The organism is Actinomyces glycerinitolerans, from assembly GCF_900098745.1.
GTDB classification, from domain to species: domain Bacteria; phylum Actinomycetota; class Actinomycetes; order Actinomycetales; family Actinomycetaceae; genus Actinomyces; species Actinomyces glycerinitolerans.
Window position 1 is genome coordinate 323,996 of sequence record NZ_FQTT01000011.1, and the last position, 18,246, is coordinate 342,241.

At 69.3% G+C, this 18,246-nt stretch carries 14 protein-coding genes; 7 read left to right on the top strand and 7 right to left on the bottom strand.

Annotated elements, in window-relative coordinates; genetic code table 11:
* Positions 1-40: 40 nt before the first annotated feature.
* Positions 41-1,294, bottom strand: a complete 1,254-nt coding sequence (purD, locus tag ACGLYG10_RS09970; protein ID WP_073331205.1) for a phosphoribosylamine--glycine ligase — start codon at positions 1,292-1,294, stop codon at positions 41-43.
* Positions 1,295-1,372: 78 nt separating this feature from the next.
* Positions 1,373-1,603 carry a hypothetical protein gene (locus ACGLYG10_RS09975; RefSeq protein ID WP_073331208.1) on the bottom strand — a complete coding sequence of 77 codons (231 nt, stop codon included), beginning with the start codon at positions 1,601-1,603 and terminating at the stop codon, positions 1,373-1,375.
* Between the two features lie 143 nt (positions 1,604-1,746).
* On the opposite strand from ACGLYG10_RS09975, the gene ACGLYG10_RS09980 reads away from it, so the two are divergent.
* The 3 genes from ACGLYG10_RS09980 to ACGLYG10_RS09990 all read left to right on the top strand — a co-directional run bounded on the left by ACGLYG10_RS09980 (position 1,747) and on the right by ACGLYG10_RS09990 (position 6,434).
* Entirely contained in the window at positions 1,747-3,084 is a 1,338-nt protein-coding gene (locus tag ACGLYG10_RS09980; protein ID WP_073331211.1) for a hypothetical protein, read from the top strand.
* Between the two features lie 214 nt (positions 3,085-3,298).
* On the top strand, positions 3,299-4,861 hold the full coding sequence (locus tag ACGLYG10_RS09985; protein WP_073331214.1) for a hypothetical protein: 1,563 nt from the start codon (positions 3,299-3,301) through the stop codon (positions 4,859-4,861).
* A gap of 88 nt (positions 4,862-4,949) precedes the next feature.
* Positions 4,950-6,434, top strand: a complete 1,485-nt coding sequence (locus ACGLYG10_RS09990; protein ID WP_073331217.1) for a hypothetical protein — start codon at positions 4,950-4,952, stop codon at positions 6,432-6,434.
* Here ACGLYG10_RS09990 and ACGLYG10_RS09995 read toward each other — a convergent pair.
* From ACGLYG10_RS09995 to ACGLYG10_RS10005, 3 genes are all read right to left on the bottom strand, one after another.
* A complete protein-coding gene (locus ACGLYG10_RS09995) occupies positions 6,431-7,018 on the bottom strand; it encodes an isochorismatase family protein (RefSeq protein WP_073331220.1) in 588 nt (195 codons plus the stop codon). The two genes, ACGLYG10_RS09990 and ACGLYG10_RS09995, sit on opposite strands and share 4 nt — an antisense overlap.
* A 122-nt stretch (positions 7,019-7,140) precedes the next feature.
* The gene (locus tag ACGLYG10_RS15610) at positions 7,141-8,076 is read right to left on the bottom strand and encodes an endonuclease domain-containing protein (RefSeq protein WP_244542649.1); all 936 of its coding nucleotides are present in this window, start codon (positions 8,074-8,076) and stop codon (positions 7,141-7,143) included.
* A 337-nt stretch (positions 8,077-8,413) separates the two neighbouring features.
* A complete protein-coding gene (locus ACGLYG10_RS10005; protein ID WP_073331226.1) occupies positions 8,414-10,264 on the bottom strand; it encodes a phosphoenolpyruvate carboxykinase (GTP) in 1,851 nt (616 codons plus the stop codon).
* A gap of 158 nt (positions 10,265-10,422) precedes the next feature.
* Between ACGLYG10_RS10005 and ACGLYG10_RS10010 the strand changes: the two genes are divergently transcribed.
* The 3 genes from ACGLYG10_RS10010 (at position 10,423) to ACGLYG10_RS16395 (ending at position 13,385) form a co-directional block, all read left to right on the top strand.
* The gene (locus tag ACGLYG10_RS10010) at positions 10,423-11,214 is read left to right on the top strand and encodes an LppM family (lipo)protein (protein WP_073331229.1); all 792 of its coding nucleotides are present in this window, start codon (positions 10,423-10,425) and stop codon (positions 11,212-11,214) included.
* Between the two features lie 50 nt (positions 11,215-11,264).
* Positions 11,265-12,164, top strand: a complete 900-nt coding sequence (locus tag ACGLYG10_RS10015; RefSeq protein WP_073331232.1) for an LppM family (lipo)protein — start codon at positions 11,265-11,267, stop codon at positions 12,162-12,164.
* A 147-nt stretch (positions 12,165-12,311) separates the two neighbouring features.
* Entirely contained in the window at positions 12,312-13,385 is a 1,074-nt protein-coding gene (locus ACGLYG10_RS16395) for a hypothetical protein (protein WP_073331234.1), read from the top strand.
* Between the two features lie 90 nt (positions 13,386-13,475).
* Here ACGLYG10_RS16395 and ACGLYG10_RS10025 read toward each other — a convergent pair whose 3' ends face one another.
* Positions 13,476-14,762 (bottom strand): adenylosuccinate synthase, encoded by a 1,287-nt coding sequence (locus ACGLYG10_RS10025; RefSeq protein WP_073331237.1) that lies wholly within the window; start codon positions 14,760-14,762, stop codon positions 13,476-13,478.
* Between the two features lie 207 nt (positions 14,763-14,969).
* Positions 14,970-16,691, bottom strand: a complete 1,722-nt coding sequence (locus ACGLYG10_RS10030; protein WP_139240944.1) for an alpha/beta hydrolase family protein — start codon at positions 16,689-16,691, stop codon at positions 14,970-14,972.
* Between the two features lie 245 nt (positions 16,692-16,936).
* On the opposite strand from ACGLYG10_RS10030, the gene ACGLYG10_RS10035 reads away from it, so the two are divergent.
* On the top strand, positions 16,937-18,235 hold the full coding sequence (locus ACGLYG10_RS10035; RefSeq protein WP_073331427.1) for a hypothetical protein: 1,299 nt from the start codon (positions 16,937-16,939) through the stop codon (positions 18,233-18,235).
* The last annotated feature ends 11 nt before the right edge of the window (positions 18,236-18,246 follow it).

Sequence of the window (18,246 nt, forward strand, 5' to 3'; positions counted from 1 at the left end):
AGGCGTGCCTGCGGCGATGGGCGCGAGCAACTGCGCCGGCTCAGCGCCCGGCGGCGATGTCGGTGCGGTACTGGGCGCCGTCGAGGTGGATCTTGCCGATGGCCTCGTAGGCGCGGGCGCGGGCGTCGGCGACCGTCTCCCCCAGGGCGACCACGGACAGCACCCGCCCGCCGGAGGCGATCAGGTTGCCGTCGTCGTCGCGGGCGGTGCCGGCGTGCAGGACGTGGACGCCCTCGAGGGCCTCGGCGTCGGGGATGCCGGTGATCAGGCCGCCGGTGGTGACGGTGCCGGGGTAGCCGGGGGCGGCCAGGACGACGTCGACTGCGGCCTGCTCCGACCAGCGCGGGGCGGGGACCTCGGCCAGGCGGCCGGTGGCGGCGGCCAGCAGCAGTTCGGCCAGCGGGGAGTCGAGGCGGGCCAGGACGGCCTGGGTCTCGGGGTCGCCGAAGCGGACGTTGAACTCGACCACGCGCAGGCCCTTGTCGGTCAGGGCCAGGCCGCAGTAGAGCAGGCCGATGAAGGCGGTGCCGCGGCGGGCCATCTCGTCCACGACCGGCTGGGCGACCTCACGCAGCACCTGCTCGGTCAGGTCATCGGGTGCCCAGGTCAGCGGCGTGTAGGCGCCCATGCCGCCGGTGTTGGGGCCGACGTCGCCGTTGCCGAGCCGCTTGAAGTCCTGAGCGGGGGCGAGTGGGCGGACGGTGGCGCCGTCACAGACGCAGAACAGCGAGACCTCCGGGCCGTTCAAGTAGTCCTCGACGACGACGGCCCCGCCCTCCTTGGCCAGGCAGGCGCGCCCGTGGGCGAGGGCGGCCTCGAGGTCGGAGGTGACCACCACGCCCTTGCCGGCGGCCAGGCCGTCATCCTTGACGACGTAGGGCGCGTCGTAGTTGCGCAGGGCGGTGTCCAGTTCGGCCTCGGTCGTGCAGGTGACGGAGTCGGCGGTGGGCACGCCGGCCGAGGCCATCACCCGCTTGGCGAAGGACTTCGATCCCTCCAACTGGGCGGCCTCGGCACCGGGCCCGAAGACGGGGATGCCGGCGTCGCGGACGGCGTCGGCGACCCCGGCGACCAGTGGTGCCTCCGGGCCGACGACGACCAGGTCGGCGACCATCTGGGTGGCCAGGTCCACCACCTCCTCCGGGGAGGTGGGGTCGATCTTGATGTTGGTGGCGATGTCGGCCGTGCCGGGGTTGCCGGGGGCGACGACGAGCTCGGTGGTGGCGGGGTCGGAAGCGAGGGCGCGGGCCAGGGCGTGCTCGCGCGCGCCGGACCCCAGCAGCAATATCTTCACGCTCCCAGCCTAGCCGTCCCGTGACCATTCCGCCTCCACCCCTCACCGAGACCGGCACCAGTTACATGCTCAGGTCAGTCATCGATGCGGTCGCGGGTCGCCGCGCCCCCAGTCGATAGGCCAATTCGCTTCCTCGAAGTAGCCTCGGACACTGTCGGCGTCCTCCACCCAGTCGTCGTAGCCCTGCTCGCCGCGGGTGAGGAAAATGTAGTAGCCACCAGTCCCCTCGGCGTCATACATGACTTCGACGTCCCAGCCCGCATACTCTCCCGCAAGGATTCTCCCCTTGACCCCGATAGGTATCTCCATCGGCTCCTCCTCAACATGCACACCCGAGCGTACGGTCAATCGCCGACGTATCGGATCCCTGGCAGGCCGGTGTGGCGGTATCGTCGGCGTTCATTACGACCGCCCCCGCACCCGCGAGCGTCTGCGACACCGGAGGAGAACAGATGGACGCCCCTACCGCTGTGTTGGAGGAACGAGCCGCAGCCCTGCTCGATGTTGATGTCAGCCAGGAGGACGTGCACCGGTTCCTCCTGGACACAGCCGACTTCCTGGGCTCACCACCACGGGAGATGGTGGGGCCGGGCGTAAGGTTCCGCTGGTTCCTTGATGATCGCGTCGTGCAGGTCGGTGCTGGCAAGGGGATCGGTACCGACTACAGCCTTAAGGTGCAATCCTTCAGCACGGAGGTGGTCGACGACATCGAGTACCGGTGGTTCAAGTACGGCGTCCTGGACCACTCGCTTCCCTACCTGTGGTCGGTCGGGATCGATCAGGAGCCCAATGACCGTCTGGTGGAGATGTGGGATCCCGATTCGGCTACTACGGTCGCAACCTGGGCGGGAGTGGAGAACACCCTAGACCCCGTAATGGATGACTGGCCCCTGGACGTGGCACTCACTCCGCCGGAATGGCGCAGGTACTTCGCCTACCTGTGGGAGATGCCCGAGACCTCCCCCTGGAGCAAAGTCCGCGTGGCGGCGAACCCCGAGGGCATCGAGATCGTCGCCACGAGCCGTGACGGGCAGGCCGAACCTGCCCGGTTGTTGGTCCCCCCGACCGTGCTCCGCCACCATCGTCTGACAGTCGCCGATATCCTGGCGGGGCTGGCGGGAGGCGGGCTGGCCGCGGACATCCGACTTCTCGACGTCGAGGGATTCGATCTGCGCACCGGGGACCTATTCATCATGACGCCAGGTCGCTACAGCACCCTCGGAGCGGAGATCCCGATCCCCGAGCCGGGCTGGGATGACGTAGAGGACACGCCGCGCACGGGCATCAGTTTGGAGAAGCTGCGTGCCCTTGTGGAGGAGGGGCCCGCCCGTCCCAATCGTCCTGGGCCGCGCGTTCGGGAGGTTCGTCCCATGCAACCGGGCCTGACGATTCCCCAAGTCCTGGACCTGATAGACGGATTACTGCGTGGAGAGCCTGCGATTGAGGTCCTTACGAAGATGGGGGCAACTGCCGGGGAGCGTCATGGCCGACCCGCCCTGATCGGTGAGGGGTGGTACGCGGAGGAGCACCTCGGCACGTGGACCGTGAATGTCCTGCCCTATCCGCCACGGGGCGTCACCTACAAGACGCGGGAGGTGCTTGGACTGGGATGGTGGCTGGCCCAGGCGCTCGAAGGGCGATACGGCAGACCGTTCGGGCAGGAACTGTCTACCTGGGGACATCTCATGCGTCTCTTCCGAGTCGGTCGGACCGGCGTGAAAGTCAGTGTCGGAAGCGAAGTCGAGGTCAACATCGGCGAATTCGAAGGCCTGACCCGCTATGCGGGCTGATCCCCGACCGATGGTGCCTCCGAGCCGGACGACAGCTGCCGGGCTTCACAAGCGTCCCAGCCGCCGCCATATCAACCGACCTCGCCGGTAACTTCGACCGACCTCGGCGGAAGGGGGCGACTCGCCCGTGGGCACCGCTGCCCATGGCGGCGCGGGTTCACGCGTGTAGCCTGGAGTGTGCGCGGTTCCCGGCCGCGGCGCAGGAAGGACCCCCATGAGCGACGGCGGATACGGCATCAGCTCCGCGAACGCCCCCACTGCGAGCGCTTCCCCCGCGCCCTCCACCCAACCACCGGACCTCGGCGACGTCGGCTCCTGGACCAGTTCCGCCGGCCACGACTGGCTGATACTCGCCGATCCCGACCCCGAGCAGTTGCTGCTGGCCGCCTACTTCGACTACGGCCTGGTGGACGAGCCGCCCGCCCGCCTGGATGCCGCCGCTCGCCTGTGCGGCGCGCTGCGCGCCGAGTTGCAGCGCCCGATCGAGGTCGGCGTCGGCGAGGTCTCGGTGCCCGAGGTCGCCGTCGAGCTGGAGCCGTCCATGCTGGGACTGCGCATCCGCGGCCGCCGCGCCGCCGTGCTCGGAGCCTGGACGCATCTGGGAGAGCTCTTCGCTCGCCCGGACCTGCCCGCCAATGCGCCGCTGCTCCCCCGTCAGGTCAACGCCTGGGACCGGGATCTGGCCACCCATGCGGGCGTCTCCGCCATGAACCTGGCAGACATGCCCATCCACGGCCCCGACGGCGAGGCGGGCCGACTGCTGTCCTGCGAGCTGCTCGCCCACCTGGACCCCCGCCGCGGCGCAGTCCGGCACGTGTTCATCACCAACGATCCCACCCTGGTCGGCGTCGGTTGGACGGCCGACCCGCCCGCCGCGGCACCGCCGACCCGCCCGCCCGTCTACCTCGACCGGCGTCCGGCCCTGGTGCTGTGCCCTCCCGACGACGGCGTGGTGCTCTCCGCCACCGCCACCCCGGGCGCGGACGCCTATGTGGCCGGGTTCGTCATGCAGGCCCTGATCGCCGACCTGCTGGACCGGATGGATATGCAGGCCCGCCTCGGCTACGAGTTCATCACCCTGCGGGACGCCTTCTACTGCTGCTTCGCGCTCAACACCAACGACGGCCGCCTGGGCGGCCGGGAGGTGATGGCCGTGCACGACGCCGTCGTCACCCACCCCCAGCCCGTGCCCGACACGCTCATCGAGCGGGCGCTGAACGCATACGGCCCCTCCGCGACGGTCGACGACGCGCTGCGGCTACGCACCAGCGGTCGGGCCGGCAACGTGCAGCCGACCGCCGACGGCGTGCGGCGGGCCCTGGCGGAGATCCGCGCCTCGGTGCACCTGCCGCTGCGCGATGAGACCGAGCCGCTGGCGGAGCAGGCCGGCTACCTGCTCTGGAAGCACATCGATGAGCCCGGAGGAGACGTCATCCTCCTCCATGACGGGCCGCAACACCGGCGCAACGCCGACCATCCCGATGCCATCAAGCTGACCGCCCACCAGATTCAAGCGCACCAGTTCAACTGGGTGTATCGGGGGCTGCCTCGACGCTGGCATCCCGACCACTCCGCCGGCTTCCGGTGGGTGGACTCCACCCGGCTGGTGATGGCCTGCTACGACCCCTCCGACCAGTACCTGGAGCTGATCGACGACCGGCTGCGCACCGTCAGCCTGTACTGGGACGAGGTCGTCACCCACCCCCAGTTGCGCACCGAACTGGAACGCCGCGGCATCTGGCGCCTGCCGCGCGGTACCTTCGGACTTATCCAATGACCGCGCCCGTCCGCCGGCCGGGAAGGCCGGCCTCGCCAGGCCCGGCCGCGGTCCACACCCAAGCACGCAGTCAAGCAGGTGAGCCGAGATGAACGACGCCGTCGAACCCGAGCACGAGTGGGCGACCTTCGCCGGGCACGACTGGATGGTGCGCACCGCGGGCCTGGAGCCCGGGCAGGCGCTGCTGGGGTTGAGTCTGGACTACGGCGCCGTCGACGAGCCGCCCGCCGCGCTCGACACCCTGGCACGCCTGTGCGGGGCGCTGCGCGCCGAGTTGCAGCGGCCGGTGGAGGTCGGCGTCGGCGACGTGGTCGTCCCCGAGGCGGAGGCGAGCTTCACCGCCGTCAGCCTCACCATCGCCGTGTGGGGGCGCCGCGAGGCTGTGCTGCGCGCCTGGGAGCATCTGGGCGACCTGTTTGCCGAGCCGGGTCTGCTGGCCACCGACGCGACACCGATTAGCCGACCCGGGGTCGTCTGGGACCGGGACCTGGCCACCTACGTCGGCACCAACACCCAGACCCTCGGAAACCTGCGCGTGCACGCGCCCGACGGCGAGGCCGCCTGGCAGGCCGTGCGCTCCCTGCTGGCGCATCTGGACCCGCGCCGCGGCGAGGTCCGGCACGTGTTCGACACCAACGATCCCTACCTGGTCGGCGTCGGCTGGACCGCGCAGCCCGCCTACGGCGCGGCCCCGGCGCGTCCGCCCGTGTACCTCGACCGCCGCCCCGCCCTGCTGCCCTGTAATGACGACCGGCGCATCCTGCTGAGCGCGACGGGGAACCCGGGCGCGAACACGCTGGTAGCCATGCGCGCTCTGGCACACCAGTCGATCCGCGTCCTGCGCGACTTCAACGTCTACGACAACCTCGGATTGAACGTGGTGGAGCTGCGCGACGCGGCTTACTGCTGCATCCACCTGGAGGAGCGCGAGCCAACCCCCATGCTGCTGCGCCGCATCGTCGAGCAGCTGATCCACAACCCGTTGCCCATCCCGGACGCCGTCGTCGATGCCGCGCTGGAGGAGTTCGGGGCGGAGGAAGTGGCGGCTCTCGACCGCCATCTGCACCTGACCGGCCGCAGTGCCGAACTGCATCCGACCTCCGCCGGGGTGCGCCGCGCCTACGACCAACTGCGCGCCGGCGTGCACGTGCCCCTGAACGACTCCACCCGCGCACTGGCCGAGCGCCACGGCTACATCGTCTGGGACGTGCCCGAAGAGCCCGCCCGCATGGAGGTCGCGCTCCCCTACGACCCCGACCGCGGCATCGACATCGCCCACCCCGAGAGCCTGCGCGTCAGCGAGCACACGCTGGCCGCCCTGTGGCAGGAGCGTCGTCGCGACGACGACGGCGCCTGGCGCCTGACCGGGCACACCTCCGTGCGCTGGGCCGACATGTCCCGCCTGCAGCTGACCAGCTACGACGCCGACAGTCAGGTGCTGATGCTCGTCGACGACCGCATGCGGCACGTATTTCTGCCTTGGGACGAGGTCGCCGCCCGGCCGGCGCTGCGGGCCGAGATCGAGCGCTTCGGCATTTGGCGGGCACCGCAAGCCCGGCTGGGGGATTCCTAGCCGGCGGCCCGGGCGGAGGGCACGAGCTCCACGCCGGCCTCGGCCATGGCGGTGCGGGCCGCCTCGCCCTGCTCGGGGCTGACGGGCGCGGTCAGGTCGGTCAGGACGCGGACCCGGTAACCGCCGCGCACGCCGTCGAGCGCCGTGTCCTTCACGCAGTGAGACTCGGCCAGGCCGACCACGTCCAGGGCCTCTATGCCGTGGGCGCGCAGGATCGCGTCCAGGCCGGTGCCGGTCTCGTCCACACCCTCGAAGCCGGAGTACGCCGCGGCGTACTGGCCCTTCTTCACGCTCACGTCCGGGGCCAGCGCCGTCAGGGCCGGGTGCAGTTCGGCCTCGGCGGTGCCGGCGACGCCGTGCGGCGGCCAGGTGTCCACGAAGTCGGGGGTCTCGGAGAAGTGCTCGCCGGGATCGATGTGCCAGTCCTGGGTGGTGACCACCAGGGCATAGTCGGCGCGGTGAGCGGCGGCATAGGCGGCCACTCGCTCGGCGACCGCGTTACCGCCGGACACCGCCAGGGCGCCGCCCTCGCAGAAGGTCGGCTGGACGTCGACGATGATCAGAGCGCGGTTGGCAGCAGTCATGTGGCCACGCTAGCCGCCCAGGTGTCTTGACACAAGGCGGAGCGGCCCGGGTGTCAAAATCGATGACAAACGGCTCGCGTGGCCGCGGGCACCGGCTCGGCACCCGCATGATTTCGCCATTTTCAAGAGCGTCGCGGACGTCGGCTTCCCCGTTTGTCATCATTTTTGACAGCCATAGAACCGTCAGCCGTGTGCGGGCGTCCGAGTAGATCGTCGCGTGCGGCCAGCAGACTCCGAACCTCCGCACCTACCTTCCCAAGGTGGACGTCCTTGCGGGTAAAACGGGCAACCCGATACCCCTGTCGGACCAGTTCCCGATCGCGGGTGCGATCCTTAGCGAACTGAAAGTCGTCCTCGTGGTAGGTGTAACCGTCCAGTTCCATAACCAGGCGGCCGTCAACCAGCAGGTCTACCTCGCCCACGTGCGGAATAACCACACCGTCCTCGAAGGGAATCCCAGCGTCGTACAACTGCAAACGGGCCAGAGTCTCTAGCGGGGAGCGCGCCCGCGGGCTGGCCAGCGCCAGCCGCCGAAGCGCCTGCCGGGACCCCGGCCCTCGCAGCAGCGCCGCGATGGTCTCGATGTTGGTATGTCCCTGGTGAAGGGCGGCGTCGCAGGCCATTAGTGGTGCTTCGCGGCTGGGATCGCAGCGCAGGTAGCGCGCCAGCATAAGCGGCACTGGCGCAACCGGGAACCGAGTCGGAGGAGGCGGCTGAAGGGAGCCCTCAGCGTGCAGCACCTCGCCCTTGAGCGAAGGCATCGTCCTGCCGCGAGGAACCGCCAAATGCACCGGCACCCACAGCCGCGGGCATGGGTACCCATAATGCTTGGCGGCGTGCATACAGGTGATCACCCCGCCATGGATGCGAGCAAGGACCAAGTCCCAGCCCACGCCAGGCAAACTCACCACCCCATGGGGATGCGCAATCAGTTCGCGAGCCTCGACCAGCCTCTCGATGTGACGACGCTCCGTCCGATCCGGATGCAAGTCCCGTATCCGAACGGCGCCATGGCAAGCCCGTACCCGCACCAGAATGTCATCCTCATCCTGTCTCATGTCCCGAGGGTGCGCCGGTGGGCGATGCCGCGCCACCCGACCGAACGAGCTCTGTGGATTCACCCTGCACGAACCGAGCCTGTGGGCGCCGGTGACATTGGCTGGCGCGAATGGTGCTCCAAACGGCATAAACGCCCTGCGGGCGCACACCGGCCGGGTGCGGAACGTTGAAATGACGCCGATCGTGGTTCGCCGTCGGCGGGCGGGAGGGGCGTTCGTGCCGATTCTGGACAATTCGCCCGCTGAATGCGGCGGGGTCCCCGGTCAGAAGACCGGGGACCCCGAGGCGCTCAGGCGCCCGCTGACATCCAGGCGTCGCCTGGGGAGTGTCGGCTGCTCAGGCGTTGGCCTTGGCAGCGGCGATGCGCTCGCGGAACTTGGCCAGCTCCTCGCGGATGGCAGCCGGGACCTTGTCACCGAACTGCTCGTAGTACTCCTCGGTGCTGTCCATCTCGGCAGCCCAGGCGTCGGGGTCGATGTCGTACATCTGGTTCCAGATGGACTCGTCGACGTCCAGGCCCTCGAGGTTGAAGTCCTCGAACTTCGGGTACAGGCCCGTCACGCCCTCGATCGCGTCGACCTCACCGGCGGAGCGGCGCACGATCCAGTCGAGCACGCGGGAGTTGTCGCCGTAGCCCGGCCAGAGGAACTTGCCGTTCTCGTCCTTACGGAACCAGTTGACCTGGTAGACCTTCGGGAAGTTCTCGCCCAGCTGCTCCTGCATCTCCAGCCAGTGGCCCCAGTAGTCGGCCATGTGGTAGCCGCAGAAGGGCAGCATCGCGAAGGGGTCGTGGCGCAGCGAGCCGACCTTGGCGTCAAGGGCGGCCGCGGTGACCTCGGAGGCCACCGAGGAGCCGATGAAGACGCCGTGCGCGGGGCTGTACTGCTCGGCCACCAGCGGCACGTTGGTGGCGCGGCGACCGCCGAACAGGATGGCGTCGATGGCAACGCCCTCGGGGGCCTCCCAGTCGGGGCAGATGATCGGGCACTGCGAAGCGGGCGTGGTGAAGCGCGAGTTCGGGTGCGCGGCCTTCTTGCCGGCCTCAGCGTCGGCGGGGGTGTAGTCGTTGCCCTGCCAGTCGATCAGGTGGTCCGGCAGCTCGGCGTCGATGCCCTCCCACCACACGTCGCCGTCGTCGGTCAGGGCGACGTTGGTGAAGATGGTGTTGGCCTTCATGGTGTCCATGGCCACCGGGTTCGTCTTGTAGGACGTGCCCGGGGCGACGCCGAAGAAGCCGGCCTCGGGGTTGATGGCGCGCAGGCGGCCGTCCTCGCCGGGGCGCATCCAGGCGATGTCGTCGCCGACGGTCTCGACCTTGTAGCCGGGGATGGTCGGCTGGAGCATGGCCAGGTTGGTCTTGCCGCAGGCGCTCGGGAAGGCGGCGGTCACGTGGTACTGCTTGCCGGACTTCTCGTCGGTCAGGCGCAGGATCAGCATGTGCTCGGCCATCCAGCCGTCGCGGCGGGCCATGGTCGAGGCGATGCGCAGCGCGTAGCACTTCTTGCCCAGCAGGGCGTTGCCGCCGTAACCGGAGCCGTAGGACCAGATCTCGTTGGTCTCCGGGAACTGGGTGATGTACTTCTCCTCGTTACACGGCCAGGTGGTGTCCTCCTGGCCGGGGGCCAGCGGGGCGCCCACGGAGTGCACACAGGGAACCCAGGTGCGACCCTCGTTGATGAGGTCCATGGCCTTGGCGCCCATGCGAGTCATGATGCGCATGTTGGCCACGACGTACGGGGAGTCGGTGATCTCGATGCCCAGCTGGGAGATCGGGCCGCCGAGCGGACCCATGGAGAAGGGGATCACGTACATCGTGCGGCCGGCGTAGGTGCCGTCGAACTTCTCGTTGAGGATCTTCTTCATCTCGGTCGGGTCGTACCAGTTGTTGGTCGGCCCGGCGTCCTCCTCCTTCTCGGAGCAGATGAAGGTGCGGGACTCAACGCGGGCGACGTCGCTGGGCAGCGAACGCGCCAGGAAGGAGTTGGGGCGCTTCTCCGGGTTGAGGCGGATGAACATGCCCGACTCGACCATCTCGGTGGTCAGGCGGTCCCACTCCTCCTCGGAGCCGTCGCAGAAGTAAACGTCCTCCGGCTTGCCGAGCTCGGCGAGACGGACGGCGAAGGCAATGACGTCCTCGGGGGCGTTGGCCGGTGCAGCCGCCCGGACATCCTGCTCAGACACTGTCATGTGAGTCCTTCTTTCTTCGATTCTCGTGACTCAACGGGTCAGGTCCTATCCTTCCTCATCTGGCGCCCCAGGTCACGTCCGAAGGTCCCCCGAACGCGGAATTGGCGCCCTCCGGGGTGGTGTTTCCCGCCACACCCGCCGCCGTGTAGCGTCGGGGCGTGTCCCCGAAGCCACTCGCCGACCGCCGCAAACGCGCACTCGCCCACCGCCTCGCGATCACGGTGGGCGCGGCCGCACTGGTGCTGTCGGGCTGCACCGCCCACATGGACATGCACCTGGATGCGGCCGGCACCTACGCCGTCGACCTGGTCATGCGCGACACCACCGGCGCGGTTTTCACCGACGGCGCCGACTGCGAGAGCCTTACCGCCGACTCGCTGATCGGCTCCGGCGACGGCGCGACGGTTACCGCCTCCCCGCTCGGTTCCGCCGACGACGCCGAGGGACTCGGCTGCGAGGTGCACGTCACCGGCGTGCCCATCCCCGACGCCGACGACGAGGATGCCGCCTCGGAACAGTTGGTGGTTCGCGACGGTGACCTGTACGTGGTGCACATCGCCGGCGTCGGGGGCGCACTCGCCGCCGACGCCGCTCAGGCGGACGCGGATGCAACCGCGCAGACCGATGCCACACAGGCCACCACCGCGGAGTCCACGCCTGGGTCGTCTGGGTCGTCGGAGTCACTGAACACGGTGGTGGACGCCCGCCTGTCGATCACCTTCCCGGGCGCCGTCGTGGACGCCGGCGGCGGCACCGTGAAGGGCACCACCGTCACCTGGGAGGATGCCGACCTGCTGTACGACGGCGTGAGCGCGTCCGGGCGGGCGCAGGCGGGCGCAGGCGTGTCGGCCTGGGACCGCTACGGAACGTGGATCGTGGCCGGGGTGGCGGTCGCCGGCGCGGTGGTGGGCGCGGCCGCGCTGTGGCGACTCCGCTCACAACGGCGTTGAGCGTCATCGTTTTGTTGCCGGAGTTGGGGTGTTTCCGTACACTCCGGGGCATGAACAACCTCTTCCCCAACTCCCTGCGCCGCACGGGCGCCGTGGTGGCAGGCTCAGCGCTACTGCTCGGCTCCGCCCTCCTCGGCCCCACCGCGATCGCCGACGACAACGACGACTTCTACGGACTCTCCATGAACATGAGCCTCGACCTCGTGCTCCACGAGGACGAGCTCGTCGACATGTCCGTATCGGCTGGAATCGACGGCATCGACCCCAGCCTCTACTGCACCCAAGAGATGCTGGAACTCAGCGGCATCAGTGACGACGATATCGCGGAGCTCGGTGACGAGGCCGAGGTCGACGTCGCCGCCCAGGACGACTCCTGCGCCCTGACTGTCACCGGTGCCTCCCTTGACGCCTTTGACGGCTCCGACTCCCCGATCACGCACGAGGGCGACGAGTACATCGTCGACTTCGGCGACATGGGGGACGCCGGCGACTACTTCAGCTCGATCTCCATCTCCGTCACCTTCCCCGGCAAGGTCACCGAAGCCGATGACAGCGCCACAATCGACGGCAACAAGGTCACCTGGAACGACCTGACCGACGCAGGTACCATCCGGGCGGTCGGCAAGGACTCGGCCGGCAAGAGCTCGGCCATTTGGATCGCGCTCGTCGTGGTGGCGCTCCTGGTGGTTGCCGGCGTCGTTGCCTTCATCGTCTTCCGGAGCCGGAAGAAGCCCGCCCCGGCAGCCGGCTACCCCGGGGCCGGATACCCGGCCCAGCCACAGCAGCCCGGCCAGCCCGGCTACGGCGCCCAGCCACAGCAGCCCGGCTACGGCGCCCAGCCACAGCAGCCCGGCTACGGCGCCCAGCCACAGCAGCCCGGCCAGCCCGGCTACGGCAACCCGCAGCAGTACCAGCCGGGCCAACAGCCTGGAGGCCCCGCCCAGCACTGAGTGAACTCTTCGCGACGCCCACGCGCCCGGCACCGGACGCGTGGGCGTCGCCCTATGCTGCGACCGTTGCTCCTTCGGCGGTGCTTAAGCGGCGATACCCCAGTCCGACTCTAGGCCGCAGCCCAGAAGGTTCCGTACACTCCCGGCATGAGCATCCTCTCCCCCACCACCCTGCGCCGCGCGGGCGCCGCAGTGGCCGGCTCCACGCTACTGCTCGGCTCCACACTCGTGGGTCCCGCCGCCTTCGCCGACTACGGCGATGCGAGCGCCCATATTGACTTCACACTGTATGAGAACAAGACCGCCGACTTGGTCATGACCATCGACATCGAAGGCGTGAGCGCCGACCTCTACTGCACGGAGGATGCGGCCGATCTTGATAGCCTCAAAGACATCGAAGACGCCGACGACGACATCGAGGTGACACTGTCCGCCGAGAACGACACCTGTGTGCTGTCCATGCTCGGCCTGCCCATCGTCGGCTCCACCGACGATGGGTTCTCCGTCAAGCACCAAGACGGCACCTACGTCGTCGAGATGTCCGGCTTCAGCGACTTGAGCGATTACGACTCCGCCACCCTGACGCTCACCTTCCCCGGCGACGTCATCGAAGCCGACGAGAACGCCACCATCTCCGGCCGCAAGGCCGACTGGGAGGATATCGCCGCACTCGACTCCCTCCAGGCGACCGGTTTCGACACCGCCGATCCGGCCACGCCGAGCCCCTCCGCCTCGGCCTCCGCCTCCGCCTCCGCGGAGCCCACCGACGCGCCGTCTCCTGCCACCGGAGACGCGGAGCCCACTCCCACGAGCGAAGCGGTTGCGGCACCCGCCGACGCCGACTCCGACGAGGGGCATTCGCTGCTGCCGATCGTTCTCGGCATCGTGGGCCTGCTGGCGATCGCCGGCGTCGTGGTCGGCGTCGTCGTCTACCAGAACCAGAAGAAGCACGCCGTCCCGGCCGCCGGCTACCCCGGCACCGGATACCCGGCCCAGCCTTATCAGCAGCCCGGCCAGCCGCCCTACAACCAGCCGGGATACGGCGCGCAGCAGCCTTACGGCCAGCAGGGTTCCGGCGTACAGCCGCAGCAGCCCGGCCAGCAGGCCTACGGAAACCCGCAGCAGTACCAGCCCGGCCAGCCCGGCTACGGCAATACGCAGCGGTACCAGCCCGGCCAGCCGCCCTACGGCCAGCAGCCCGGCCCCTACGGACACCAGTGAACTAGCGCCGTCCAGACGTCAGCGCGCCCGCGCGGCAACAGCGGCGGCCGGCCCCCACCTGCGGGGCCGGCCGCCGTCGTCGTTAACCGTTCAGCCGAGCAGCCGGTGCCGGGTGATGGTGGCCTCGCGGCCCGCACCCACCCCGATCGCGGAGATGCGGCAGCCGGCGAGCTCCTCGATGCGCAGCACGTAGTCGCGGGCGGCGGCGGGCAGGTCCTCGAAGCGGCGCACGCCGGTGATGTCCTCGCTCCAGCCGGGCAGCTCCTCGTAAACCGGCTTGGCGTGGTGGAAGTCGGTCTGGGTCAGCGGCATCTCGGAGGTGACCTCGCCGTCGACGTCGTAGGCGACGCACACGGGGATGGTCTCGTGTCCGGTGAGCACGTCGAGCTTGGTCATGACCAGGTCGGTGAGTCCGTTGACGCGGGCGGCGTAGCGGGTGACGACGGCGTCGTGCCACCCGCAGCGGCGCGGACGGCCGGTGGTGACCCCGTACTCGCCGCCCTCGGCGCGCAGCCGCTCCCCCATGGCGTCGGTGAGCTCGGTGGGGAAGGGGCCCTCGCCGACGCGGGTGGTGTAGGCCTTGACCACGCCGACGACGGCGTCGATGCGGGTGGGGCCCACCCCGGTGCCGGTGCAGGCGCCGCCGGCGGTCGGGTTGGAGGAGGTGACGAAGGGGTAGGTGCCGTGGTCGATGTCGAGCATGGTGGCCTGCCCGGCCTCGAACAGGACGGTCTTGCCGGCGTCGAGGGCCTGATTGAGCAGCAGGGAGGTGTCCACCACCATGGGGCGCACGCGGTCGGCGTAGGACAGCAGCTCGTCCGCGACGGCGTCGGGGTCGATGGCGGGACGGTTGAAGACCTTCAGCAGCAGGCTGTTCTTCTGGGCGAGGGCGGAGTGAACCTTCTGCCGCAGGATCGACTCGTCGAACAGGTCCTGCACGCGCAGGCCTACGCGGTTCATCTTGTCCGCATAGGTGGGGCCGATGCCGCGGCCGGTGGTGCCCAGTTGGCGGGCGCCGAGGAAGCGCTCGGTGGTGCGGTCCATGACCCGGTTGTAGGAGGGGATCAGGTGGGCGTTGGCGGAGATCTTCAGTGCGGAGGCGTCCTTGCCGCGGGAGGTGATCTCCTCGATCTCCTGGAATAGGACCTCCAGGTCCACCACCACGCCGTTGCCGATCACGGGGGTTACCCCGGGGGTGAGGACGCCTGCGGGAAGAAGGTGGAAGGCGAAGGTTTCGCCATCGATGACGACGGTGTGGCCGGCGTTGTTGCCGCCGTTGAACTTGACGACGTAGTCGACGCCCTGACCGAGCTGGTCGGTCGCCTTGCCCTTCCCTTCGTCTCCCCATTGAGTTCCGACGACGACGACGGCTGGCATTGCTGCTCCCTGTGTGCGTGGGTGCCCCGGAGGGCAGGCGCGGCCTGGGCGCGCCGCGGACAGCCTACCCGAGGCCCGGTGGGCGGGAGCCCATCTGTCTCGGCGCCCGCCCCCACCACCGGGCCCGGTTTTGCCGCTACTTGGCACCACTACCTCATACGACGACCCCGATCGCACCGGCGCCTGGTGGCCTGGGACGCGCCGCCCTCACCGCCCGGCTGTCACCAGGTCCACGCCGCGCACACTGATATTTCCTCCAGCGGGGCCACCAGTCAGGTCCACCCCGACAACATGGGTGGAGGCCGCCTCTTCAGGCAGCACGAACCTGATCGTGGCCAGGGTGTAGTCCCCGTTCGCGTCCGCCCTCGCCAGGTTCCGCAGCGCTTCAAGCCTCCCGGAGGGCTCCAGCACGTATCGAGAGCCATCCGCCGCAGTCACCACGACGCGCAGTGGCGTATGCGTCAGGCCGTCTGCACGGTCCCCCGTGGGCGCCAGGTGGACGGCGAGGGACTGCACGTCGTGCGCGTCCGTGTCCAGGTGCCCACCACCGCCATCGGTAAGGGTGACGGCGGCCGTGAATGAGCGGGAGGACAGGACTCCCACCTCGGGGTACGGGCACCGGTCCGAATACTGGTTGGGATCCATATCCGCGTAGGTGCGGCAGGTGGTCACGCTTCCGCCATTGAGCGCGGTCAGTGCCGGTGCGTCGGCCGCATCACCGGAGGCAGTCCAGCTCACTCGCTCGACTCCGGGGGCGATGAGCCAGCGCGCCGGAATGCCGACGAGCTGCTCGGGCAGCTCAGCCATCGACGACGTGGGGATCGCCCCGGTCTCCCCCCGCACAGTCTGGGCCAGCCACTGCACGGCTACGTCCGTCAGCATGCGCTCGTGGTCGGCCGCTTTGGGCGCCTCCATCCCCTCGTCCAGTACCCGGTCGTCGAAGCCGCGCTCCGACAGCGCCCGGTTGATGTAGTTGTGCCCGTATCCGGGGAGCCGGACACTGATGGCCGGGGCACTGCGCGGCTGGCCGATATGCTCGGCCAGCCACATGGGGCCGGCCTGCTTGACATCGCGGTCGGCATCGCCGTCGACGGCGAGCAGGGGCACATACGCGGGCGCCGGAGCGGCGAAGTCTGCCTCCGGCCCGTCCGGGACACCGTAGTCGCCGCCGTAGGACATCAGTGAGGTGATGGGGCTCGCGGATTCCCGCCAGGACTCCACCGCGGCATTGGCGATGCCGGCGGAGCGCGAGTGCATGATGAGCGCGGTCCGGCTCGCGTCGACGGCCCCGGTCAGTCCTTCCCCCAGGACGGAGTCCCTTCCAGCCGATGCGGCGATGGCCTCCTCGCGCATGCGCCCGACGGTGGCGAGCCAGCCGGCGACTTGGTCATAGGGGGCGGACAGCTCCGCCCCCGACCACAGTGGGGACAGGTCGGGGATCAGCACTGCGTACCCCTGCGCGGCCAGGGCCTTGCCGAAATAGGTCATGCCCCGGTCCGCACGGATCTCCTCGACGCCCCTTGCGCAGGGGTAGCCGAAGGTGTCATCGGCGCAGCCGAAGGTGCGCAGGTGACTGAAGATCACCAGGGGCGCGCTCTGGGCCTCGGTATCGGGGGTGACCAGGACGCCGCGCACCGGCGCCCGGAACGCCCCGGGATTCGACTGGGGACCGAGCTCGACGTCGCCGAGGTCGAAATCCCTGACAACCGCGCCATCGCTGAGCTCAACCGTGGTGTGGGCGGGCACGCGGTCGACCGGGGCGTGCGGACCGTCCACGTCACCGGAGTCGATAACCGCGGTGGCCGTCTCCTTGACGGCGGGCTGTGACTGCTCCGGCCCATACCGGGCACCGGATGCCAGCAGCAACCCGATGACAACCGCCATGACGACCGCCAGCGATGCTCGACGGCGCAGTTGCCTTCGCATCATGAATCCTCCCGAGAAACTCAGCATCAGGGCGTCCACGACGACTCTGCGCGCGCCCGGCATCCACGTTGCGATACGGGATCGCGGCCGGGAAGAGCCCGGAGGAGGAGATGACGCCGCGAGGGCTCCTTCTCGGAAACGACCTCCATGGCTCCGGCCTCCTGCGCACGACGCACACGCAGCGGGATCCGGCGCGCATTGTCAACGCCGCCTTGCGAGCCGTAACGATAATCATTACCGTTTGCGGCATGAGAGTCCAGCACCTTCCGCACACCCTTGCACTTGCCACCGCGGCCGTCCTCGTGCTGTCCGCCGCAGCGTGCTCCAACGCCTCCGCGCCCACCACCAGCTCGCCCAACGGCGATAGGGACGGCGCGGGCGCGCAGGCATCCGCCTCGGAGAAGCCGGTGGAGGTCAGCGATGTGGATCCGCGCGCCGCCATCGCCTATGAGGGCGGTATCCAGATCGTCGACACCTCCGACGGCACCGTCGTGGCGGACATCAAGAAGGAGGGGTTCCTGCGCCTCAACCCGGCCGGGGACGGCCGCCATGTGCTGGTCTCCTCCTCCGAAGGCTTCGAGGTCCTGGACCTGGGAATGATCGTCAAGCCCCACGGCGACCACAACCACTACTACACCACCACCCCCGGCCTCACCGGCTCCGTGATCGCGGCGCAGACCCCCGGACACGTCGTCACCCACGCCGGGAAGACTGCCGTCTTCGACGACGGCACCGGCACAGTCACCATGTTCGACACCAAGGCACTGGAGGACGGCCAGCTCAGCCCCGACGAGCTGACCAGCTTCCAGACGAACGACCCGCACCACGGCGTCGCCGTCCCCCTGGTCAGTGGCAGCGTCCTGGTAACCGAGGGGACCGAGGACGAGCGGCACACGGTCCACGAACGCAAGGCCGACGGGAGCATCGGCGCCGAGTCCACCGACTGCCCCGGCGTCCATGGCGAGGCCACTGCACAGGGCGAGGACGTGGCCAGCTTCGGCTGCACCAACGGCTCGGTGGTGTTCCGCGACGGGCAGTTCCACAAGGTGCCGGTGCCGGAGGCGTACCAGCGCAGCGGAAACCAGTTCGGTTCCCCCGAATCCCCGTACGTGCTCACGGACTACAAGACCGTTGAGCCGGTGGACGGCGCCGCGCCGGAGCACCCCACGAAGGTCGGCATCATCGATACGACCGATGCCACCACCACAACCGTGGAGCTGGGCTCGGCCTACTGGTTCCGCTCCTTCGGCCGCGGCGCCGCCGGGGAGGGAGTGGTACTGACCTACGACGGCCGGCTCAACCTCATCGACCCGGCATCGGCCGCGGTGACCAAGCAGGTGGACGTGGTCACGCCTTGGACGGAGAACGAGAACTGGCAGGAGCCCGGGCCCAATGTGAAGACGGCCGGCGACTTCGCCTACATCACCGACCCCACCGCCAAGAAGCTGCACCTGGTGCAGATCTCCACCGGCAAGCTGCTCTCCAGCCTGGACCTGTCGGTGGTGCCCAATGAAATGGCGGTGATCGACGCCGAGCTGAAGCAGTAACCGGTGCCGGG